Consider the following 18361-nt stretch of genomic DNA (forward strand, 5'->3'; position numbering starts at 1 on the left):
AGATGTGTATAAGAGACAGGTGTGCAACAGCCCGCTTGGCGCCGAGAACCTTCACAGCGTGCCTGAAGTTTTGTGACAGACCCGCAGCAACGGCAACGAGCTACCCTACTCGACCGGATGCCCGATCACCGCGGTCAATTCGCGCACCAGGCGATCCGAGACCTGGCCGGTCACCGGCAACTTGCGCGAACGCTCGAATTTCACGATCGCGGCCTGGGTGTCGGTGCCGCCGGTGCCGGTCGGCTGTAACTGGCCGTAGCCATATTTGGTGAGCGCGCGCTGGACCGCGGCGATGCGGCGCTCGTTGCGATTGCCAAGTGGAATCGGCGCCGATGGCCGCAAGATGGTCGACCGCGCCCGATCACCGAGGGTGGAACGTTCGCGCAAGGCGACGGTACGCCACGTTCGTCGAAGGCTTTCGCTTTAGGGTTACCGTCCGCTCCCTGAGGAGGCACCATGTCCTGGATCATTGCAGCGCCACGGCCGATGAAGACGGGTACTACCGCTTCGCCGTGGCGCTACGAGCGTCCATCCGGATTTGCGAATAAGCACGCGGAATTGTCCGTGACTCGTCGTAGACACTACGACGAAAGTCACAACTCAGGCGGCAGCTCGTTTGGTCGGACGTTTTCTTGGACGGCTGTAGCAGCCATCCCCTCTATGACTTCCGGGCTGGCCGGCGACTGAACGGATCAAGGACGGTGACCCCGGTAGGCTCGAAATCCGACACATTGCGCGTCACTACGGTGAGCCCATGTTCGAGCGCCGTGGCCGCGATCATGAGATCGGCACTTTCATTTCCGAGAGCGGCGCTCAGGGCACCCCAACGCCGTGCTGTTCGTAGGTCGAATGGCACGACGCGCTCGCCGTAGAGGGTCAGTACCCTGTCCAGCCAGTCCGCAAGCGCGCCGGCAAAGCCCGGATCAGTCGCGCGCTGTCGCACGATGCCGCGCTCTATTTCGCCAATGCTGATGACGCTGAGGAAAAGGTCGGTCGTTCGCTGCCGTTCGAACCACTTAACGACCATCGGATCGCGCTCCCGCCTGCGCAGTTCGGAAAGCGTGACGGTATCGATCAGGAACATCAGAGCTCGATATCGCGCATCCGCACATTACGGCGCGGAAATTCACCGTCATCCTGCGGCATGGCGAGTAGCGCATCGGCAAAGGATGGAGCCCGCGCACGTTCGAGATGCCGCAGGCGCTCGTACTCCACCACGTCCACCACAACTACGGTGGGCTTGCCGTGCTTGGTGACCGTTTGCGGCGTGCGTTGCGCGGCTTCGACAACCTCGCTGAAGCGGTTCTTTGCATCCTGCACCGACCAACTGCGCTGGGCCATGCCTCGATTCTCGCTAGCTAGATTATCTAGCTATAATATGATTGTGACCGCCCTTCGTCAAGTCGTTCAGCGGCCAAATAAGCCGACTCCGATTCGCTTGCTCGCCCTGCCGCTAGAGCTCCGATTCCGAAGTTCGCATGATATCGCAGCAACCTCTGATGCGAACTTCGAAATCAAAGGAGCTCTAGCAACTTATTGATTCTAGTGCGGCTTTGAATTTGAAGTTCCTATAACGAACTTGCCGCAACACTGATAGGAACTTCAAATTCGCCGCACTAGCGAGCAATATCGCAGAGCCTTGTGCTTCTGGATGGTCCTAGCGTGCTCTGGCGTGAAATGGCGCGCCCGAAGAGATTCGAACACCTGTTCCAGATTCGTCGTAAAAGCATATTAGGCGGCGATTTTCTCTTCGATCTCAGTCGCAGTTTCGACCCTTTGGCTGAGAGAGCGCGACAGAGCGACTTCTCAGGATGTTTTGTCGACAGCAGTCGTCTGCCCGTCGCTCTCAATGGATTTGGTCACGGCAGCCGTCGCTGGACCTGCTCCATCGCTCAGCCCTCTGCATTCTTCAAAAAGGTAAATCCGTCCCGGGGTTAGACCGGGACGGTGAGTAAGTTATAACAAAAGTGGTTGCGGGGATAGGATTTGAACCTATGACCTTCAGGTTATGAGCCTGACGAATCTGAGATCGCTGATGCTTTTCTCTTTTGTTCACACCCCCGATCCGAGTCACCGTGCCTTCAACGCTAAGATCCACGCGTTCTTGCTGCAGAAAGCGAACGCGGCCTTTGCCGCGCGCGATGCCGAACGGCTCATGGATACTCGAGTGATAGTGCACGTAGATGCCGTCGCGCCAAGGGTCTGCCCAGCCGCTTCGAACTCTAGTCACGGCCGTCAGGTCGTGGCGCGCGACTGTGCTCGTAAAGCAGACTAGGCAAGCTATGGTGCAAGGTCACTCTACAGCCGAGGACGGCCAATCGGTCGCTGTGGCAACGCCCCCAACTGACGGTGGCTTTGGTCTAAGGTGAAAAGACGACCTGCCGCAGCTCAAGGCCGCCTTACTCAACATAAGCCCATTTAAGAAGTGGAAGCGCGCTGCAACGAATCAAGCCGCGATCCTTGGTTTGCAGGTGCACTCACCTTTCAAATAGTTTGTATCCGCCGATGCGCTTAGGCGAGCCAGCAGTCTTTCTGCGGCCTCGTAGCGAAGTGAACCTTTGCAATTACGGAGAACGAACCGACGCGCGAAGCTTCTTGATTGCATCGATCGGATCAAACCCAATTGCCTCTGCAAGATCCAAAAATTCAATGACATCAATCCGCCGCTGGCCACTTTCGACGGTAGCCACAAAAGATTGATAGCGCCGCAATCGTTTTGCGAGCTGGGCCTGCGTCAAACCAGATTTCTTCCACTGCTCAATAAGCAGAGCGACCAGGGCTTTTTGCCGAGGAGATCGGAGCGTTCGTGGCATTTTCTGCCCCAGAGACAAGGGGGCAGACAAATAATCGGATTTACAGATTATCTAAAAATCAGATATTCTATGATTTGGCAGTCGTCCTTGGCGCCGTCCCCAAAAGGATCGTCTCAGGAGAGGTATCTAGGCGGGATGACACGCGGTTTTTGCATCAAGAATTGATGGTCTTCAACGTATGGCCGCTGTCTGCCGTTAAAACTTCGTTCGTTTCGAAGTGGCATCTAATGGCTCGAACATTCTATCGGGGAGAGAAAGTCATTGAGCGACCAAGCCGACCTTGAAAAGAAAGCCATCGAGGCACTCCTGCATTATCGCAAAGCCCTCGCCACGGTTGAGAGCCTGGAACAAGCGGAAGCTTCAGCGCGGCGAGCGATGACGGGGATGCTGCCCGATCTTGAACGCGCAATCCTCGAAGACTGTGCATTATCAGTCAAAGACAATCTGTTTCAAACTGGCTTGGCGGCGGTCTCGCGATCGAACGAAGCGTGGGACGCCTTGAGCAAGGCCACGACGAGATTGGAGGTGGCCCGCCAGGCTCTGGTCGCCCTGGAGCAGCAACCGGGATACATTCCAGGCGTATCGAAGGTTGCGGCATAATCCAGAGCCATCCGGCATAGCCCAAATAGTGGCTAACGGATTTCAGGCCCAGATCCACGGCTGGCTACTTGCTGCGTTCATCGCGTCGTGTATCATCGCGCCGGTCGACATTGACGCTCTGCTCCGCGCTGCGACGCCGGCTATCGGCAAGCTCCGAAAGCTCCCTCTTCAACACATGCCGCCGGGTTTCGACCGCGGGCATGTCCTTGACGAATTGACGGATTTGTCCCGCGAGCGCGTCATCGCGCGCCGCCCCAGAGCGCTGCAGCTCAGCCGCGTAGTCGAGATATCGCTGCCGGATTGCGTCCTGGCGTGACCTAATTCGATTTTCCCATGCGCGTTCTGTCGTCTTGCCGCCCCTCACCTCGCGGAGAACCTCCTCCCGCGCCAGCCGATCGACCTCGGGGGTAATCTTTCGCTCGCGCAAGGCCATCACCGCCCCGCGATCGGCTTTTCGAATTCGTCCTCGGGTTCGTCGCGGTGTTGCCTCCGCCGCGATCCCGCGAAGCCGAAGCTCTCCGGCAAACCGTTCGCGCCAGACCTGAAGGTCTGCCTTACGTGGGTTGAGACGCCGGCCGTCTTGGCCCAAAGACCGAACGGTCAGATGGACGTGGGGGTGTTTGTCGTCGAGGTGCTGGACGAAGACGTAGTCGTGATTGTACCCGAAGGTTTCGATCGCAAACGCCCGCGCCGAATCCTTGACCACAACCGCGTCAGTTCCCGCCGGCATAGACAGGATGATGTTGATTGAAAGCGATCCATCGCGGCGCCGCTTGTTGTCGAGATCAGCATCATCCTCCCAGCGTTGCTGCAGATCCTTCAATCCGGACCGGCCCGTCATCACCGCGCCCTGCTCTGTTTCGGCGTCAAGTTCGCCGTTTCGGGTAATGTAGGCGAGGTGCGATTTGAGATGCGCCACACCCTTGGTGCGGCCAGTGATCTTGACCATCACCTCGGGCGCTCGGCTCACGATGCGTTCGAGCTTGGCACGCATCGCTGGCGTGAGACGCCGGGGATTGGCTGGATCGGGAGTGTCCCATTCCGCGCGCCGTGGACGCCGATTTGGCGTCTCCCACACATATGAGATCGCGGGCAGTTCGGCGAGCAGGTCACCCTGCATCGTCGAGCGACGCCGAGTCATCGTCGTGTCTCCCAATAATCGGCGTTGCCATCGAGTGCGCCACGCAATTGCGCGAGCGCCGTTTCAATCGCGGCCCTCGCGTCGTGGATCACGGACAGATCAGGTTCGACTGCCCTGCCCTGCAACACGCTGGTGTTCGCCGCGCGCGCAATCTGATTGATATTGCCGCCGATCCTATTGGGTTCCCGAACAATGGCGCGGAGGACGGCATGCTCGTCCGGGGAATGCTGCACCGGCGATCCCAATCGCGAGCGCACCAGAGCCACAATCCAGCCGGTTCGCGTCATACCGCGTTGATGTGAGATTGCCGCGAGCTGCCGCATCTCGCTCTCGCGAAATCGCACCGTCACCTTCTGCGGCCTGCCCACCGGCAACGACGCAATCCGCGCCGGCGATGCATTCAGAACCTCAGCGATGAGGCGGCGCAACAAGGCGGACTTACCGCCTTCGGAAGCTGCAACCGCCGACAAGCGCGCGGCGACCTCGTCGGGAATCCGAAGCGAGATCAGCGCCATCCGTTCCAATCCCAATCGCGATGTAATACATCGCTGGCGCGAAGCCTATCCTGCACTAGAAAGTGCGAATCTCTCCACCCCCTCCATGTTGGTTCAAACCAACGGGACCGGCATTCAAACCTCGAGAGTTGCTGCAGGTGAGATCCAACCCAACCGGCGACCGATGCGGAGAATTCCTCTTGGAATGACGCAGCCGTCGCCCCTAATCCTTGTTCTCCACCAACCCCGCGCGTGCAGATCGGCAATATTGGCACCGAATATGTGGACCGCGCCTTTCCAGCAGCCTGCGGCCTCTCTACAGCGCTGTGGGGGGCGCGTTCGGCCTCCGGCTGCTGCGCTAACGCGCCATCCTTCGGATGGGAAATCCACTCCGCCGGCGCACCATCTGCAGCAGCGTTTCTGAGGGGGCTGTCTAGGACCAGCTTCATGCGAACAGGATCTCTTCGATTGTGATGGCCGATGCTGGCACCTCTTCCGCCTCTTCTGCGCCATCGATCAGCAGTACGGCATGACGAGAGCCTTGAGAGGCGAGTCGATCGACCAGAAGACAGCCAGTGCGATCTTGGTGACGCACTCTGATCGTCAGTGAGAGGCTCATTCGCGCGTTCCGATTGACCGAAGAGTTAGGGGACTTTTCCGCAAGCGCCGTCACGCGGTCGCTCTTCCTGGGTCGCAATTCCACTTGCGGTGCGATCGGGCTTCGAGCTGCTTGGGCTCCAGGGGAACCTTTGCCATTAGCAGGGCAGCCGCGGACTTCGCTGCGAATTTTACGAGCCAGCTGACGGGCGTGTGCATCGGTGAAGCTCTCCTGTGCTGCGCATAACGTCTCGATGGCATTGGGCTGCTCACGCCAAGCCTGGTAGAGTTCATACACAGCACGGATTGATGAGCCGGCAAGCTTCGACTGGAGGAACTCCGGCATGTTCTGGACCGACGCGTAGCGAGACACCCAGTCCCTCGGCTTGCCGAGCTTGCGCGAAATGTCGGCTTGATTGTCACCTTGCTCCAAACGGCCCGCGATGAACGCCGCAATCTCGGGCGCATTGAGGTCATCGCGCTGGATATTCTCGATCATCTGAACATAGCGATCCGCAAACTCAACGGCATGAATGAAGGCCGGGATGTCATGGAGCCCGGCGCGCTTGGCAGCACGATACCGCCTCGCACCCATGACGATCACGTACCGGCCGTCCTCGGTCGCTTGCCGCAGCACGATCGGTTGCAGCACGCCATGCTGACGGACTGATTCCGCGAGCTCCTCGAGCTTCTGTTCGTCGAAACTGCGACGCGGCTGGTCCGGATCTTCGTCGATACGGTCGATGGCGATGCAAGTCGGCTGTCCGATTGTGGCGGCACCATCTTCCGCCGCGTCGATGAGCTGCTTAAAGCTGAGATCAAGCGCCATGTGCCGGCTCGTCCATCTGTGCGACGATCTTGGCGAGAACATCGCGGATTTCCCGACCAGCCTCCTGCGCTGAGCGGCGCTTCAGCTTCCAGACCGGCAGGCGCTCCGCAACGGCCTCAGCGTAGCCGTCCCGTGCAACGATCTGGCCCGGGAACACATATTTGCCCGCCTCGCGCAGGAGTTGCTCAAGATGGGTCCTTTGACGGGGCGATTTCGTGTTGAAGTTCGAAGGCAGCAACCCGAGGAACTTCGTATCCTGGCGGCCATAGCGCCTCTGCACACCGATCACGGTCTGCATCAGTCCTTTGACGCCCTTGATCGAATAGTCCTCTAGATAGATGGGGGCGAGCACATGCGAGGCCGCAACCAAGCAGCCGACACTGCGCAGTCCAAGTGATGGCGGCGTATCGATGACGCAGGCATCGAACTGATCCGACGCGATAGCGAGGTTCTCTTGCAGAGTCGTTATGGCGGCCGCACTGCTGCGATCGAGATCGGTCAGCGAGCTATCGGCCGGCGCGAGCGTTAGGCCTTCGTCTTCCCGAGGTACGACCCGCATCCCCGGCTTGAACAGATCCGCGGCTAACGTTGAACCGGCGTAGTGCCTCAACGTATCCGACGCATTGCTCTGCGCATCAACGTCGATCACGAGAACGCGGAGATCCGCTTCCGCCATGAACCAGGCCAAATGCACCGCAAGCGTCGTCTTGCCGACCCCGCCCTTTTGATTGTTGATGACAATAGTCTTCATCTTAAGGTCCGAATGGGTCTGACGGCGCAGGAGTCATGTCCTTGTCCATCATGTCCTGGGGGATGTTGGTTTGAACCAACAGACGATTGCGAATCCGGTCACCGGAACGATCCCGGAATTCGTCCGGCGAATCCCCTGCCAGAAGAGTCAGGTCAGTCCATAGCCCATCGAGGGGAGGAAATTCTGGGACGCGAGACCGGGATTTTGCTCGTTGCTGGTCGCTCCGCGACAGCTCGCGAGAGGATCGTCACGCGAAGGCGCGGAGACCGCTTGCAGGATCCGGGAGCGTCGCCGCGGCGACGCGAGTAGAGCCGTCCCCGAAGGGGCACGCCCAAGCAGGCAGGCTGGAATAGCCGCAGGAATTTTTAAATCAGGAGCTAATCTCTTGCAGCTGTTGCGTTCAGGGCTGGTGCAATTGCAAGTTAGGCATTGCGGCCCGTGCGCCCCGATGGCGAAGTCTCCATCGAAGAGAGATTCAATCCGGCAATAGGACGGTGCGCGGTATTTTCGGCACAATGGACCTATCGATAAAATGAATCGATCCGCCCGGTTGATTCATAAAACTCATTGGACGCCGCTTTCCTCGGAAGCGAGAATCTGTCCGTGCCAAAACCCGAACCAGAACCGCTTCATCTGCGCCGCATCGATGCCGCGTACAATATGCGGCGGTTTTATGCGCTGTCCACGCAGCCCACCTTGTTCGGAGAAATGTCGCTGATCCGCAATTGGGGCCGAATCGGCACGAGTGGCAAGACCATGGTGCAGACCTTCGATGATCGTGCGGAGGCGATCGAAGCATTCGTAGGCTTGGAGCGTGCCAAGCGGAGGCGCGGTTACGCTGTCATGGACGAAAAAACGGCCTTAGTCTGACATTCTTTCGAGGATTACGGCTCTGCCTGTGATGGCGGCTCTATCTGTTTCGCGGCCTTGATGCCAGACCAAGCAAAATCGAAACAGGACGGAGCTCACACCCTACTAAGGGACGTTATCCTTGACGATCAGTAGGAGGCCCTATGGTTCTGCGAACGACGGAAGCCCAATTGCTTTGAGTCATAACCCAAGCGCGATCTCGGCCCATTTCAACATGTGGTCGCTATTGAGGAACGCCAGCACCGCCGGCTCCAGTGACGCGGGTGCACCCGGTCCAACCAAAGCCGTCGCGGCCACCATGTCGCAGCGCTGATTGAAGGCGAGTGAGAGCGCGGCGTTGCGATTTCCCTCGATGCGATAGGCCCGGCTGCGGCCGCGCATCGGACCGACGATGATCTGTCGGCCGGCACCGATCGGTGTTGCCTTGCCAATCAGCGCCAGGTCGCCCATCTGCTCGAGTTCGCTATCGTCGGCGACGCCGGTGGCGCAATTGCAAAAGCCGAGCTTGGCGCGAACGTAGAGCTGGACCTCGCCGCCGCAATCGTCGGCCTTGCAGCGGAACGCCTTTCCTTTCCCCCAGGGATCTGGGCCGAAAGGCCAGTCGGTTTCCGTCCATACCGGGCGGACCTCGCCGGATGCCGCTGTTGCGCTTGCCGGTTCACCAGATCGCAAGATCCAGACCGCAGCGGCTGCGCAGAGCAGTGTGGTGGCTGTGCTGATCGCAACGAATTTGCTTGTCAGGCGCATGGAAGCTACCGCGGCACTTTTGCTAATTCTGAGCCATGAACCTTCGTGCGGCCGCGAGGTCCTCCCGCGAGGAGTCGCCATTGCGCGCCATGTCGACGACTTTCGCATAGTATTGGCGTGCCTTCACGGCGTCACCCGCCTTCTCGGCGGCGTAAGCGGCGCCGATCGAAGCGCCAAAGCGGTTCGGCTCCTTGCGCATGGTGCTTTCAAATGCGGCCAATGCCTCCGTCGCCATGCCGCGTTTGAGCAGCATGGTCCCATAAAGCTCGCGTGCGGGGGCAAGCGGGCCCGGCGTCACGATGGATTTTTCGGTCTTGTCTTCGGCATCTGCGGCAAGGCGCATCGCTTCCAGCGCATCCGAGTGTTTCCCCAGGGCGTTGAGCTGCCACGCTGTCGCGACCTGCCGCTGAATGTCCACGATTTCGGTCCAATAGGTGTCCTTGTCCTGCTGCAGCTTGTCCCGCAACTCCGCCAGCTTGGCGATGTCCGGAGTTGCTGCGTCTGCATTGCCGGAGCGCGCGGCGCCAAGGGCGCGGGCGAAATAGGTGATCGCATCGACATAGGCAAATCGGCTCGGCTCGACCTTCAGCGCGGCAGCGCCCTGCCAATCGCCGCGCTCAACCATATAGCGCGCCTGGCTAGCCGCTATCGCGTAGGGACCGGCGCGGACGGCCGGCGCATACCCCGTGGTCGCAACCATGTCCGCGATGACGTCGCGGGCTCGGCTGTCCTGCGCAAGCTGGAGCAGGGCGTAGACCATATAGTCCTCGGCATGCAGCTGCTCGCTGGAGTCCTTGCCCTCCTTGGCAGCCTTGGCGGAGCGGCTATTGGCGTCGATGGATTCGTTCCAGTAGCCGACGCGCGTGAAGATGTGCGACGGCATATGTAAAGCGTGCGGCGCCGCCGGCGCGATCTCGGAATAGCGCTTGGCAGCGTCGAGACCTCGTTCTGCAATCGCCGGATAGTCGTAGAGGTGGATCAGGTAATGGGCGACGCCGGGGTGCCGCGGCTGCCGCTTGAAGATCGGCTCCAAGATGGCAGCGCCCTTGAGCTGGTTGGCATAGGTCTTGTCGTTTGGCGACGCCGTGACATTCAGCGTGATGGCGTAGGCGATCTGCGCCTCGTCATCATCGGGATAGCGCGCGGCGACCGCTTCGGTTGCCTTAAGATAGGCCTGCGCGCGTTGGCCAAACGTCGCCTTTTCGTCGCCCGAATAGAAGGCAAGCAGCGCGTCGATATAGTCACGTTCGCGTTCGCTCTTGGCGCCGAGCGCCTTGGCTTTCTGCAGAGCGCCGAGGCCCTCGGCGAGATTTTCCTTCGGCGCTGGAAAATGCGGATTGTAGAGCAGACTCAGGGCAATGCCCCAATAGGCGATCGCGCATTCCGGATCGGCCTGCAACGTCTCCTCGAAAATCTCTTTCGCGGGCCGGTACCAGAACGAGTGCTGATAGCGCATCCCGCGATCAAAGCGGCGCTGCGCCACCTCGTTGCAGGAGGTCTGGAAGTGAACCTTGCCAAACTGCTCGTCGGTCCCATCCTCCGCGCGTGCGGCAGGCGTGGTGGAGATCGAGCCCAGGATAGCGAGGGCGAGAAGAGAGACGGTTCTCAAGGCGAGCGCGCGCATCGGCCCCTCCGTTTCTGTTCAGAAAGAATCTACTCAGATGGCGCCGATGAAGGCGGGGGCGCCGAAATTCGTAGTGCTGAAATTGGCGGTGGCAATTGCGTTGTTGGAAGGATTCGCCCATTCGCAATGCGAGTCAATACGAGCGGGTGGATTTTGCGTTAGAGAAGCACGCCTGTCAGGCTCCATCCGCCCGTGCGCGAAATCGTAAGGCGGATAGCGAAGTGTAGTCCGCCATTACAGGGGCCGATCTGCCGCCGGGGAGCTCATGAAGTATCGATCCTTATCGCGTAACGACGGTGCCGTAAGATGCAAGACGAGGGGGCTTATGTCCCCTCCTCGGCTGCGAGCGCTTCGTTGCGTTGGCGGATGAGTTCGGCCAGTTCGACTTCGAGCGCCTTGCGCTCCGCCGGCGTGAACACACATTCGCGCAGCTCGGCGCGCAATGCTTCAATGGTGTCGACGGTCATGATCGCATCTCCGGTAAAAGGGAAGCGGGCCCCGCCTCGCGGCGGAGCCACTGGCTGGAGCTTCAGTCCCGGTTCGGCCGGGACCAGATCAGTTGGAGGCCTTCCGCACCTTCGACTTCGATCAGGGTGGCGTAGATCGGAGCCGGGAAGCTCGGATCGTCCAGCTTGACGGAGAGGTAGTCGCGCTCGGTGTCCTTGGCAGTCTTCTGCCAGGCGGCACCCAACTCGACGTTGCCAGAGTAGACGCGGAAGTGCGGTCCCTTGTCGGAAGGGGTGTCGACGCGGATCAGCTTGGCCTTGACGTTGAGGTTGAGTGTCTTGATGGTGCCGGAGAAGCCATTGCCCGTGGAGGTGAAGGTGCCGATGGTAGCCATTATCTCATTCCCTTGGTTTTCTCGGGCCGCGCCTATCGCGACCTCGATGGCGGTCGTGAGACCGGAGGCGATCGACCTGCACCCAAAGGGCCGAAATGAAATGGAGGGCGGCCGGCAGCGGCTTTCTTGGACCGCGAGGAATGGTGCGCAGCGCCAGGGGAAGAAAGTCGAGGACGGACGTTGCAGGGACAAGATCGAGAGCCCGCGAAGCGGGATCGGCCTTCGGTCAGACCAGCCGTTATCGAGGACGCTGATGGGTGCGCCCGTCGCGAAACCACATGGAATGAAGACAGGCAGCCCTAATCCGTTCAGCCATTCGGCAACGGGCGTGGCAGCAAAATGCGGCTCACCTTAAGTATGCCACCTGGACGGCGCGTCATCACCCGCAATGGAGATCGTCCTGTCAGCAACGTCGGCGCACCTTTCGAACTCGCCATCGCAAGATCGATAACGAGGCTGGCAACGTACTCGCCAGGTGGATCAACCCTGCCCTCCGCATCCATGCGACCGACCGCCCCCGAGACGTAAACAGATGCTAGCGTCGCTGGGCATGCCGGCCTCCGAGTCCGCGACGATTCCGCCGGCACGCGCGATGGAACGAAGCTGGGCGTTCGGGTTGCCACGCCACATCGTCGGAGAGGGTTGTGAGCACAATCGGCCTCTGCAGCAATCCGGCTGCCGGGCTCGATTTCAACTCGAACGTTATTTGGCCGGCGGTCGCAGCGGGCTTTCCGCCCACTTCCGGGCGACGGGATCGCGCAGCGGATCGTCCTCGCAGACCACGCAGACGTAGCGCGGCCGGCCGGGGGCGACGTCGTCGGGCACGGCCGTCATCGGCTTACCGCACTTCGGGCACAGCTTCCGGCTGAGGTAGAGCGGAGTCATGATTTTTGCCTGCCGGGACCAGCTTAGTTCCCCGTGCGCCGCGAGCACAAGTCAATCGCCGAAAATTGTCCGCATGCACAAGGCCGCTTGACGCGGAGCGCGTCTCACGTTGAAATCCGATCTTCAGTGATGTTGCGGGGTGGCGTCGTGGAAGAATTTTATAGAGGCTTCGCACAGCGGGCGCGCGATCTGGCGGAGTACGGGGACCCGTTCACCAAGCGGCGGCTACTCGACCTAGCCCAGCGATACGATCTTGAGAGCAAACCGGGAGCCCCGGGTGGTCGGACTCTCCCGCCGCCGCGCGCGACGCCACCGGCGGTGCTGTTTTCCGGCTCCGGCGAAGCTTAAGAGTAGTCGGAGCGCGGCCCGGTCGTCGGTTTTCTATGTTTTCATCGACCGGTCCGGGTATCGGCCGCGCGCGGTCGCGGTGCTCGCGTTAGTAAAAGCTGGCCTACAGCACTGAACTGCGCTGACTGCGGCGCGAGGAGTCATCGCCTGCGCCGCGCGATCTCGTCAGCGACCATGTCCTCCGCCCGCACCAGCCTCTCATGCAGGGTCTCGAACAGATTGAGGATGTCATCATTGGTTTCATTCTTGCCCTGCTCGATGGCTTCGGCAACGAGCTCATCAAGGGGCGTCTCCTTCAATTGGCCTTTCTCCAGAAGCTCTTCAAAAAGACTGTCGCTGCTCGGCTGCGGTTGGATGCGACCGTCGGAGTTGCACCAGGCGGTGAATGTCTGTTGTCCCAGAACGGCTTGCTCGACCATCTCGGCATCCAACGGAATCAGCGTTCCCCAGGCCTCGCCCGCCTCGTCCGCGAACCCCGCCACGTACATCCGTTGCTCCGCGGCGCCTTCATCGCGAGGCTGGAAAAATGGCGTGAGGACGATTGGAGCGTGTTTTGCCATGACGATCTCTCCGAAACGGCTTTGCGTCGACACAGCACAGCAGCCGGGCCAGCACGCACATCTTCGATCACACGAAAAAGGCAAGCTCTGGGAACGGCGCCTCATCGCCTCACGCCCGCTGCTTGTCTCGCCGGCGAGAATTGATCTGCGCCATCAGGATCGGGCCAAGCGAAAATTCGCCGACCTCGGCTTTTCGCGTCAGGCCGCGCAGATAACCGCCGGCGGAATTGATCGCCGTCCCGCGCTGCAGGATACACGCGACGACGATGGCTGCGGGTACCTCGCCCATAACCTTTTGAGCCTCATCCCAGGCGCTCGGGCTGATCCCCAGCATCGATCGTACAACGGCCGCGGTGGCGAGGAAATCGCGCCAGTTCGAAATCCCACCCTTGGCATAATCGACGATGTCGGAGCATGCACTCAGGACCATTCCCAATGGATAAGAACTCTCGGCGACTCGCGTTAGTTGAGGCTGCGGCTCAGCTCCCGCCGCCCTGCCTTCTCGAAAGACAGGTTCAAGATCAATAGGGGCTTCTGGATTTGAATTCTGTATGTGGCGCTCAGAATGGGACTCATTGGCGCTCGGATTCTTGGATTTGATGTGTGCTTCCAGAAGATTGAGCACGTCGTCGGCGAGCTGAGACAACTCGTCGGCGATCGGCTCGAGCTCCTGCCGCGTCGCCGTACGTGGAATCTGATCGACGATCGTGCGGAAGGCAACGTGCACGACCTGCCAATCGGCAGGCCCCAGCCCTCCCCTTCGCGTCGGGACGGCTTCCTCGATGCCAGTTGCAATCATCTTCGCGATGTCGCGCCGGCACAGCGTGATCCGCTCGCGCACGAGCTTGAGTGCGCGGGCTTCGGCTTCGATATCGGCCGCCAGGCTCTCGAACTCTTCCGAGCGCACGACGAGCGGTGACAGATCGAAGCCGAACGCGAGCTCGATTTCACCGGCATTGTCCTTCCGCGCATAGCGCTTGCCATTTGGACTGTCGCGCCGAACGATCAGCCCCGCATCGACCAGCACAGCGAGATGGCGCCGCAGCGTCGATGCCGGCATGCCGTGCGCTCGCCGGGTGAGTTGATGGTTCGACGGAAAAACAATCAGATCATCCTCCCCTGTCAGTGCGGTCTCGGGATGGAAGGTTAGGAGCGCGTTCAATACCGATAGCGCGCGCTCCGACACCCCAAGGCGCGGCCGTGCCGTGCAGATGGCGTGGAATATCTTCCATTTGTGCACGATCTTTTCGGGCGGTCGTGCCGTTGCGACCATTTGACTTGCCACATGGGCAAGCGTCAGCGATCGCCGCCCAAAAGGCGTCGTTGGAGGATGTGACTGCATGTCTTTGCCTTAGTTTGGGCAAAGAAAATCTGCTCGCCGAAACGACGCCAAAACGCTTGACACCGATTCGCGGAAGTGTGATTCTTTGGGTGCGAATACAAAGAAGGGGCTTCCGGAACGGCGACGTGACGGGGGCCTTTTTCTTTTGCCTTTGGTTCTCCGACTCGGTTGCGTTGGTCTTGATCCAGTCGGCTCATTCCGACCGGGCAAGCTGTGTTTATGCCGGCGGATCGCCAGCTTTGAATTCGTCGTAAAGGGTCTGCAGCTTCTCTCTGACGAAGTCGCCGAACTTTGGTGCGACGCGATCGTCGAATGTCAGAGTGAGCCTCTTGCCGACGCGAGAGACTTTGGCAGCATGCGTTCCGTCCTTGGCGGCCCAATTCTCGGCCCGCGCGCGCAACGTCTTTTTACGCAGGCCCACGGCAAGGGCCTCGAAGCGCTTGTCGGTGTCCAACGCGTTGAAAGTTGGGGCCTTGACGATTTCGAGGGCGCGAGCACGATTGGCCTCTTGATCCAGCAGATCGGTGAGTTCCTGCCAACGCACACGGCCGAAGCTTGGCGCCGGCCCGATGGCGTCGATAACCGCGACAGGCACCCGCGTAGCGATCGCGATGAGCCGCGAGAGGGCGGCTTTGTCGACGTTCAGCGATGCCATAATAATCTCGCGCGAAAATTTTCGATCCTCAAGGCGGGCCGCGAAGCGCGCGCGCTCGATAAAGGTGAGATCGGTGCGACCGCTATTTTCCTGGCCCTGGGCGATGACCAGTTGCTCGTCGGTGAGGGAGCGAACCACCGCCCTCACCTTTATTCCGAGCTCACGCGCTGCCCTCAGGCGGCGGTGCCCGAATGCTACCTCATAGCGCTCGGTGCCGCCGGGCTTTGGACGTACAAGGATTGGTACGTTCTGGCCGTGCTGTCGGATGAGCTCGCGGAATGCAGCGTTTTGCTCCTCCGTCGCCTCCATGCGGTCGGGCACAAAGGAATTGTCGACGAGCGCCGGATCGAGGTCGACGATGACCTGCCCTTCGATGAGCTTCTGCTCGATTTCCTCCGCGCGCTTTACCTTCTCCGAGATCCCGCCAAGTGAGTGCGATATCGCACCGAGCGCGCCAGATTGCTTGATAGCGCGTTCAAGCCCGAGAAGAGGGCGCGCGCGTTGCGGGGCGATCTCATGCGCTTCTGCCGGTTCCGTCACGGGAGCATCAAAATTGATCTTGCGCGCCATCGTCAGCTCCTGGCCCACACCTGTTTGATCAGGCCTTCGATCTCTCCGTTCACCAGGTCAAGCGCTTCGGTGGCCCGATCATAGGTGCCGCGGGTGAATTGCTGTCGCTCGACCTCGTACAGAGTCTGCTTGGTGAGCCCCGCATCAGCGATCGCGGTGCTCTTGACCATGGGATGAGTCAGCACGCGCGAGCCGAAGATCGAGCGCATGAGACCAACCATCGTCGTTTGCGGCCCATCGCTGGGCTCGTAGCGAGTGACGAGATAGCGCATCCAATCGTATTGAGTGGCGCCGCCAGCTTTGGCGACGACATCGAGAAGGCTTCCGGTCATGTTGAGGAATTGGGACATCGACATCACGTCGAGCATCTGAGGATGCACGGTGATCAGGACTGACGTCGCTGCGCAGAGGGCGGAGAGAGTGAGGAAGCCGAGCTGCGGGGGGCAATCGATCACCACGACGTCATAGGCATCGCTGACCTGGGCCAGCGCTTCGCCAATTCTGGCGAAAAACATTGAGTCGTCGCTCTGACGCGTCATCAACGCTTTGGGCGTCTCGTGCTCGAACTCCATGAGTTCAAGCTGCCCCGGAACCACGTGTAGGTTCGGAATGTATGTGCCGCGCACGATCTCCGGCATTTCGCGGCGGTCGGCATCATAGCGGATGGCGCCGTAGATCGTCTCGTTCTCGCCGACATCAAGTTCGGGCTGGTGTCCAAACAGCGTTGAGAGGCTCGCTTGCGGATCGAGATCGATTGCGAGGACGCGGTAGCCGCGGAACGCTAAATACTGCGCGAGGTGCGCGGCCGTCGTGGTTTTGCCGCTGCCGCCTTTGAAGTTCATCACCGAAATGACTTGCAGAGCCTCGCCGTCACGCCTGTGTGGAACGTATCGGCGGACCCCTTTGCCGGCGCTATCCAGTTCGCTTCGCAGCGCGTCAATGTCTTCAATTGAATAGCTCCGACGGCTGTTCGGCGGTGCAGGGGGGCCCTTCCCTTCAGAGACCAGTTGCCGAAGATAGCCCTCAGCAATGCCGATAAAGCGCGCGGCTTCCGCCGATGAGAATCGGCGGATGGTCTTCTCCGCCGCTGGCGGGAAGTCTCGAAGCTGCTGAGCGCGCAACCGTGTCGAAAGCTCCGCCGCGTCGGCATTGATCAACGATCGGAGATCACGCACATTCTCGTCTAGGGACTTGGTTAACGTCGGCATTTTAAACTCTGCATCTGCGAAATTTTGAGCAGTTGGCCTCAAAATGCGCTGATGATCAGTAATGCCCGATTCTTCCAAAGCGGCAAGGATTATTGAGTTAACGAGAAGTTAACGGCTGTGTCTCGTCGAGAGGAATTACTCGCGAGGTCACGTCTAAAATGGCCGTAAGAGCAAGCAGTTGTACGCTGACAACCTAACATGTCGCCCGACTCGCTTCGGCCTTCCGGGTATGGGTGCCCAGCAACACGCGGTTCGCCCGAGCTAGACCGGAGAGTTGTACGCTGACAACTCAGTGACAGACTCCTGCTAGATTCCAAGGCGCACGGCTCGCCCAAGTCTGCGCTCAGCATCATTGTAATAGCTGGACGCCTGCTGCACGGATCGATGCTGGGATTGCTGCATAGCCTCCGGCAAGGAAACTCCGCGTTGCGCTGCCTCCGTCAGATAGCCGGATCTCAAGCCGTGCGCGGAAAACTCCCGCGTGTCGAACCCCGCCAGGGCACAGTGCCTCTTGACGATCAGGTTGATCGACTGCGGCGTCAGCGCCCTCTCCTCGATCGCCTCCCAGCGGTCGATGGCGCGGAAGATCGGTCCCTTGCTGATGTCGGCCCGTTCGAGCCATTCGCGCAGCGCCTCGACCGGCGGCCCGACCAGGAGCACCCTGCCCGTCTCGTCGGCGACGCCCGTCTTCGTCCGACCGAGCTGAATGGCCACGCACGGCAAAGTCGACGATTTCGGATCCCGGGGATCAAGCCGGACCGGAGGCTCGTCGCTAAGCTGTTCGACCCGCAACCGAGCCACCTCGCTGCGGCGGCGCCCGCCGGAAGCGAAGGCGAGCAGCAGGATGGCGAGATCGCGGATGTCGGCCAGCCGGTCTGACCGGCAGGTGGCGAGGAGACGATCGAGCACATCGCGGGTGACCGCCCGCTTGCTCTTCCGATGCCGCGGCCGGGCGCTGGCGCGAACAGCGAGCCGCAGCGCGGCGCGCAGGCTGGGCGATGCGAAGGGACCCTCCTGCCCTTTCCAGCGATGCAAGGTGCCCCAGCTCGCCAGCCGGCGCTTGACGGTTGCTGGCGCATGCGGCCCGTCGCTACGCAGCATCTCGCTTTCGCGTAGCGCGGCCGCCGCGTCGGCAGGCATGCCGTGCTGCGGATCAGTCTCGCGCCTGGCCGGGTCCCAGAGGTGGTGCGCCACGAATTTCAACGCGAGGCTTTCCGAGGCCGGCCACGGCAAACCCGCGCCGGTCGCGGCCTGGGACCAGGCTTCGAGGTAGGCAAGGTCCGACGCCAGCGCCCGCAGCGAATTCTCGCCCATGCCCTCGCGCGCGAGATGCTTCAGGGTTGCGACGTCGTCGTCAGTCAGGAGCTCGGCGAGACGATCGCGCCGCTCCATCGGCAGGATCGCGGAGAGCGCGTCGAGCTGGAGCGCGCGCCGGGTTTCAGGATCGGAGGCCAGCGCGCGGGAGGTGATATCGTCCATCGGCGTT

The 18361-nt window shown here is 60.7% G+C and carries 20 protein-coding genes and 1 pseudogene; 3 read left to right on the top strand and 18 right to left on the bottom strand.

All coding sequences use genetic code 11. The features are described 5' to 3' along the window. Nucleotides 1-105: 105 nt before the first annotated feature. The 4 genes and pseudogenes from FXB38_RS41225 to FXB38_RS41245 all read right to left on the bottom strand — a co-directional run. Nucleotides 106-306 (bottom strand): annotated as a pseudogene (locus tag FXB38_RS41225) (peptidoglycan-binding domain-containing protein); the annotation flags it as partial. 352 nt (nucleotides 307-658) lie between these two features. Continuing rightward, nucleotides 659-1084: a type II toxin-antitoxin system VapC family toxin gene (locus FXB38_RS41230; RefSeq protein ID WP_148756592.1), complete on the bottom strand. Its 426-nt coding sequence runs from the start codon at nucleotides 1082-1084 to the stop codon at nucleotides 659-661. Next, a complete protein-coding gene (locus FXB38_RS41235; protein WP_148756593.1) occupies nucleotides 1084-1341 on the bottom strand; it encodes a type II toxin-antitoxin system prevent-host-death family antitoxin in 258 nt (85 codons plus the stop codon). The genes FXB38_RS41230 and FXB38_RS41235 overlap by 1 nt, the downstream gene beginning before the upstream one ends. A 1223-nt stretch (nucleotides 1342-2564) precedes the next feature. Beyond that, nucleotides 2565-2813: a helix-turn-helix domain-containing protein gene (locus FXB38_RS41245; protein WP_148756594.1), complete on the bottom strand. Its 249-nt coding sequence runs from the start codon at nucleotides 2811-2813 to the stop codon at nucleotides 2565-2567. A 261-nt stretch (nucleotides 2814-3074) separates the two neighbouring features. Here FXB38_RS41245 and FXB38_RS41250 point away from each other — a divergent pair, with 261 nt between their 5' ends. Then, on the top strand, nucleotides 3075-3413 hold the full coding sequence (locus FXB38_RS41250; protein WP_148756595.1) for a hypothetical protein: 339 nt from the start codon (nucleotides 3075-3077) through the stop codon (nucleotides 3411-3413). Nucleotides 3414-3477: 64 nt separating this feature from the next. Here the strand turns inward: FXB38_RS41250 and FXB38_RS41255 are convergent, their stop codons facing one another. From FXB38_RS41255 to FXB38_RS41270, 4 genes are all read right to left on the bottom strand, one after another. Next, a complete protein-coding gene (locus FXB38_RS41255; RefSeq protein ID WP_246230616.1) occupies nucleotides 3478-4554 on the bottom strand; it encodes a relaxase/mobilization nuclease domain-containing protein in 1077 nt (358 codons plus the stop codon). After that, a complete protein-coding gene (locus tag FXB38_RS41260) occupies nucleotides 4551-5069 on the bottom strand; it encodes a plasmid mobilization protein (RefSeq protein ID WP_148756596.1) in 519 nt (172 codons plus the stop codon). Before FXB38_RS41260 ends, FXB38_RS41255 begins: the two co-directional genes overlap by 4 nt. A 424-nt stretch (nucleotides 5070-5493) precedes the next feature. Beyond that, nucleotides 5494-6474: a ParB/RepB/Spo0J family partition protein gene (locus FXB38_RS41265; protein ID WP_148756597.1), complete on the bottom strand. Its 981-nt coding sequence runs from the start codon at nucleotides 6472-6474 to the stop codon at nucleotides 5494-5496. Continuing rightward, nucleotides 6464-7225, bottom strand: coding sequence for a ParA family protein (locus FXB38_RS41270; protein WP_085398283.1), 762 nt, complete (start codon nucleotides 7223-7225; stop codon nucleotides 6464-6466). The genes FXB38_RS41265 and FXB38_RS41270 overlap by 11 nt, the downstream gene beginning before the upstream one ends. Before the next feature lie 603 nt (nucleotides 7226-7828). Between FXB38_RS41270 and FXB38_RS41275 the strand changes: the two genes are divergently transcribed. Beyond that, a complete protein-coding gene (locus tag FXB38_RS41275; protein WP_210251006.1) occupies nucleotides 7829-8095 on the top strand; it encodes a WGR domain-containing protein in 267 nt (88 codons plus the stop codon). Nucleotides 8096-8275: 180 nt separating this feature from the next. On the opposite strand, the gene FXB38_RS41280 is transcribed toward FXB38_RS41275, so the two are convergent. The 5 genes from FXB38_RS41280 to FXB38_RS41295 all read right to left on the bottom strand — a co-directional run bounded on the left by FXB38_RS41280 (nucleotide 8276) and on the right by FXB38_RS41295 (nucleotide 12192). Beyond that, nucleotides 8276-8842 carry a hypothetical protein gene (locus FXB38_RS41280; protein ID WP_148756599.1) on the bottom strand — a complete coding sequence of 189 codons (567 nt, stop codon included), beginning with the start codon at nucleotides 8840-8842 and terminating at the stop codon, nucleotides 8276-8278. Nucleotides 8843-8864: 22 nt separating this feature from the next. Continuing rightward, nucleotides 8865-10466 carry a tetratricopeptide repeat protein gene (locus FXB38_RS41285; protein ID WP_148756600.1) on the bottom strand — a complete coding sequence of 534 codons (1602 nt, stop codon included), beginning with the start codon at nucleotides 10464-10466 and terminating at the stop codon, nucleotides 8865-8867. Between the two features lie 323 nt (nucleotides 10467-10789). Beyond that, nucleotides 10790-10933 (bottom strand): hypothetical protein, encoded by a 144-nt coding sequence (locus FXB38_RS43385; RefSeq protein WP_187435515.1) that lies wholly within the window; start codon nucleotides 10931-10933, stop codon nucleotides 10790-10792. 62 nt (nucleotides 10934-10995) lie between these two features. Further along, nucleotides 10996-11307 (bottom strand): DUF736 domain-containing protein, encoded by a 312-nt coding sequence (locus FXB38_RS41290; protein WP_148756601.1) that lies wholly within the window; start codon nucleotides 11305-11307, stop codon nucleotides 10996-10998. Between the two features lie 702 nt (nucleotides 11308-12009). Then, nucleotides 12010-12192, bottom strand: coding sequence for a zinc ribbon domain-containing protein (locus tag FXB38_RS41295; protein ID WP_148756602.1), 183 nt, complete (start codon nucleotides 12190-12192; stop codon nucleotides 12010-12012). 147 nt (nucleotides 12193-12339) lie between these two features. On the opposite strand from FXB38_RS41295, the gene FXB38_RS44415 reads away from it, so the two are divergent. Continuing rightward, nucleotides 12340-12540 (top strand): hypothetical protein, encoded by a 201-nt coding sequence (locus tag FXB38_RS44415; RefSeq protein ID WP_148756603.1) that lies wholly within the window; start codon nucleotides 12340-12342, stop codon nucleotides 12538-12540. A 140-nt stretch (nucleotides 12541-12680) separates the two neighbouring features. Here the strand turns inward: FXB38_RS44415 and FXB38_RS41305 are convergent, their stop codons facing one another. The 5 genes from FXB38_RS41305 to FXB38_RS41325 form a co-directional block, all read right to left on the bottom strand. Further along, nucleotides 12681-13100 carry a hypothetical protein gene (locus FXB38_RS41305; protein ID WP_148756604.1) on the bottom strand — a complete coding sequence of 140 codons (420 nt, stop codon included), beginning with the start codon at nucleotides 13098-13100 and terminating at the stop codon, nucleotides 12681-12683. A gap of 109 nt (nucleotides 13101-13209) precedes the next feature. Beyond that, nucleotides 13210-14442: a plasmid replication protein RepC gene (gene repC / locus FXB38_RS41310; protein WP_148756605.1), complete on the bottom strand. Its 1233-nt coding sequence runs from the start codon at nucleotides 14440-14442 to the stop codon at nucleotides 13210-13212. Between the two features lie 217 nt (nucleotides 14443-14659). Continuing rightward, nucleotides 14660-15667: a plasmid partitioning protein RepB gene (gene repB, locus FXB38_RS41315; protein WP_148756606.1), complete on the bottom strand. Its 1008-nt coding sequence runs from the start codon at nucleotides 15665-15667 to the stop codon at nucleotides 14660-14662. Nucleotides 15668-15669: 2 nt separating this feature from the next. Further along, a complete protein-coding gene (gene repA, locus FXB38_RS41320) occupies nucleotides 15670-16875 on the bottom strand; it encodes a plasmid partitioning protein RepA (protein ID WP_148756607.1) in 1206 nt (401 codons plus the stop codon). A 306-nt stretch (nucleotides 16876-17181) separates the two neighbouring features. Then, the gene (locus tag FXB38_RS41325) at nucleotides 17182-18354 is read right to left on the bottom strand and encodes a site-specific integrase (RefSeq protein WP_148756608.1); all 1173 of its coding nucleotides are present in this window, start codon (nucleotides 18352-18354) and stop codon (nucleotides 17182-17184) included. Nucleotides 18355-18361 lie beyond the last annotated feature (7 nt).

Origin of the sequence: Bradyrhizobium cytisi, assembly GCF_008123515.1 — a bacterium.
GTDB classification, from domain to species: domain Bacteria; phylum Pseudomonadota; class Alphaproteobacteria; order Rhizobiales; family Xanthobacteraceae; genus Bradyrhizobium; species Bradyrhizobium cytisi.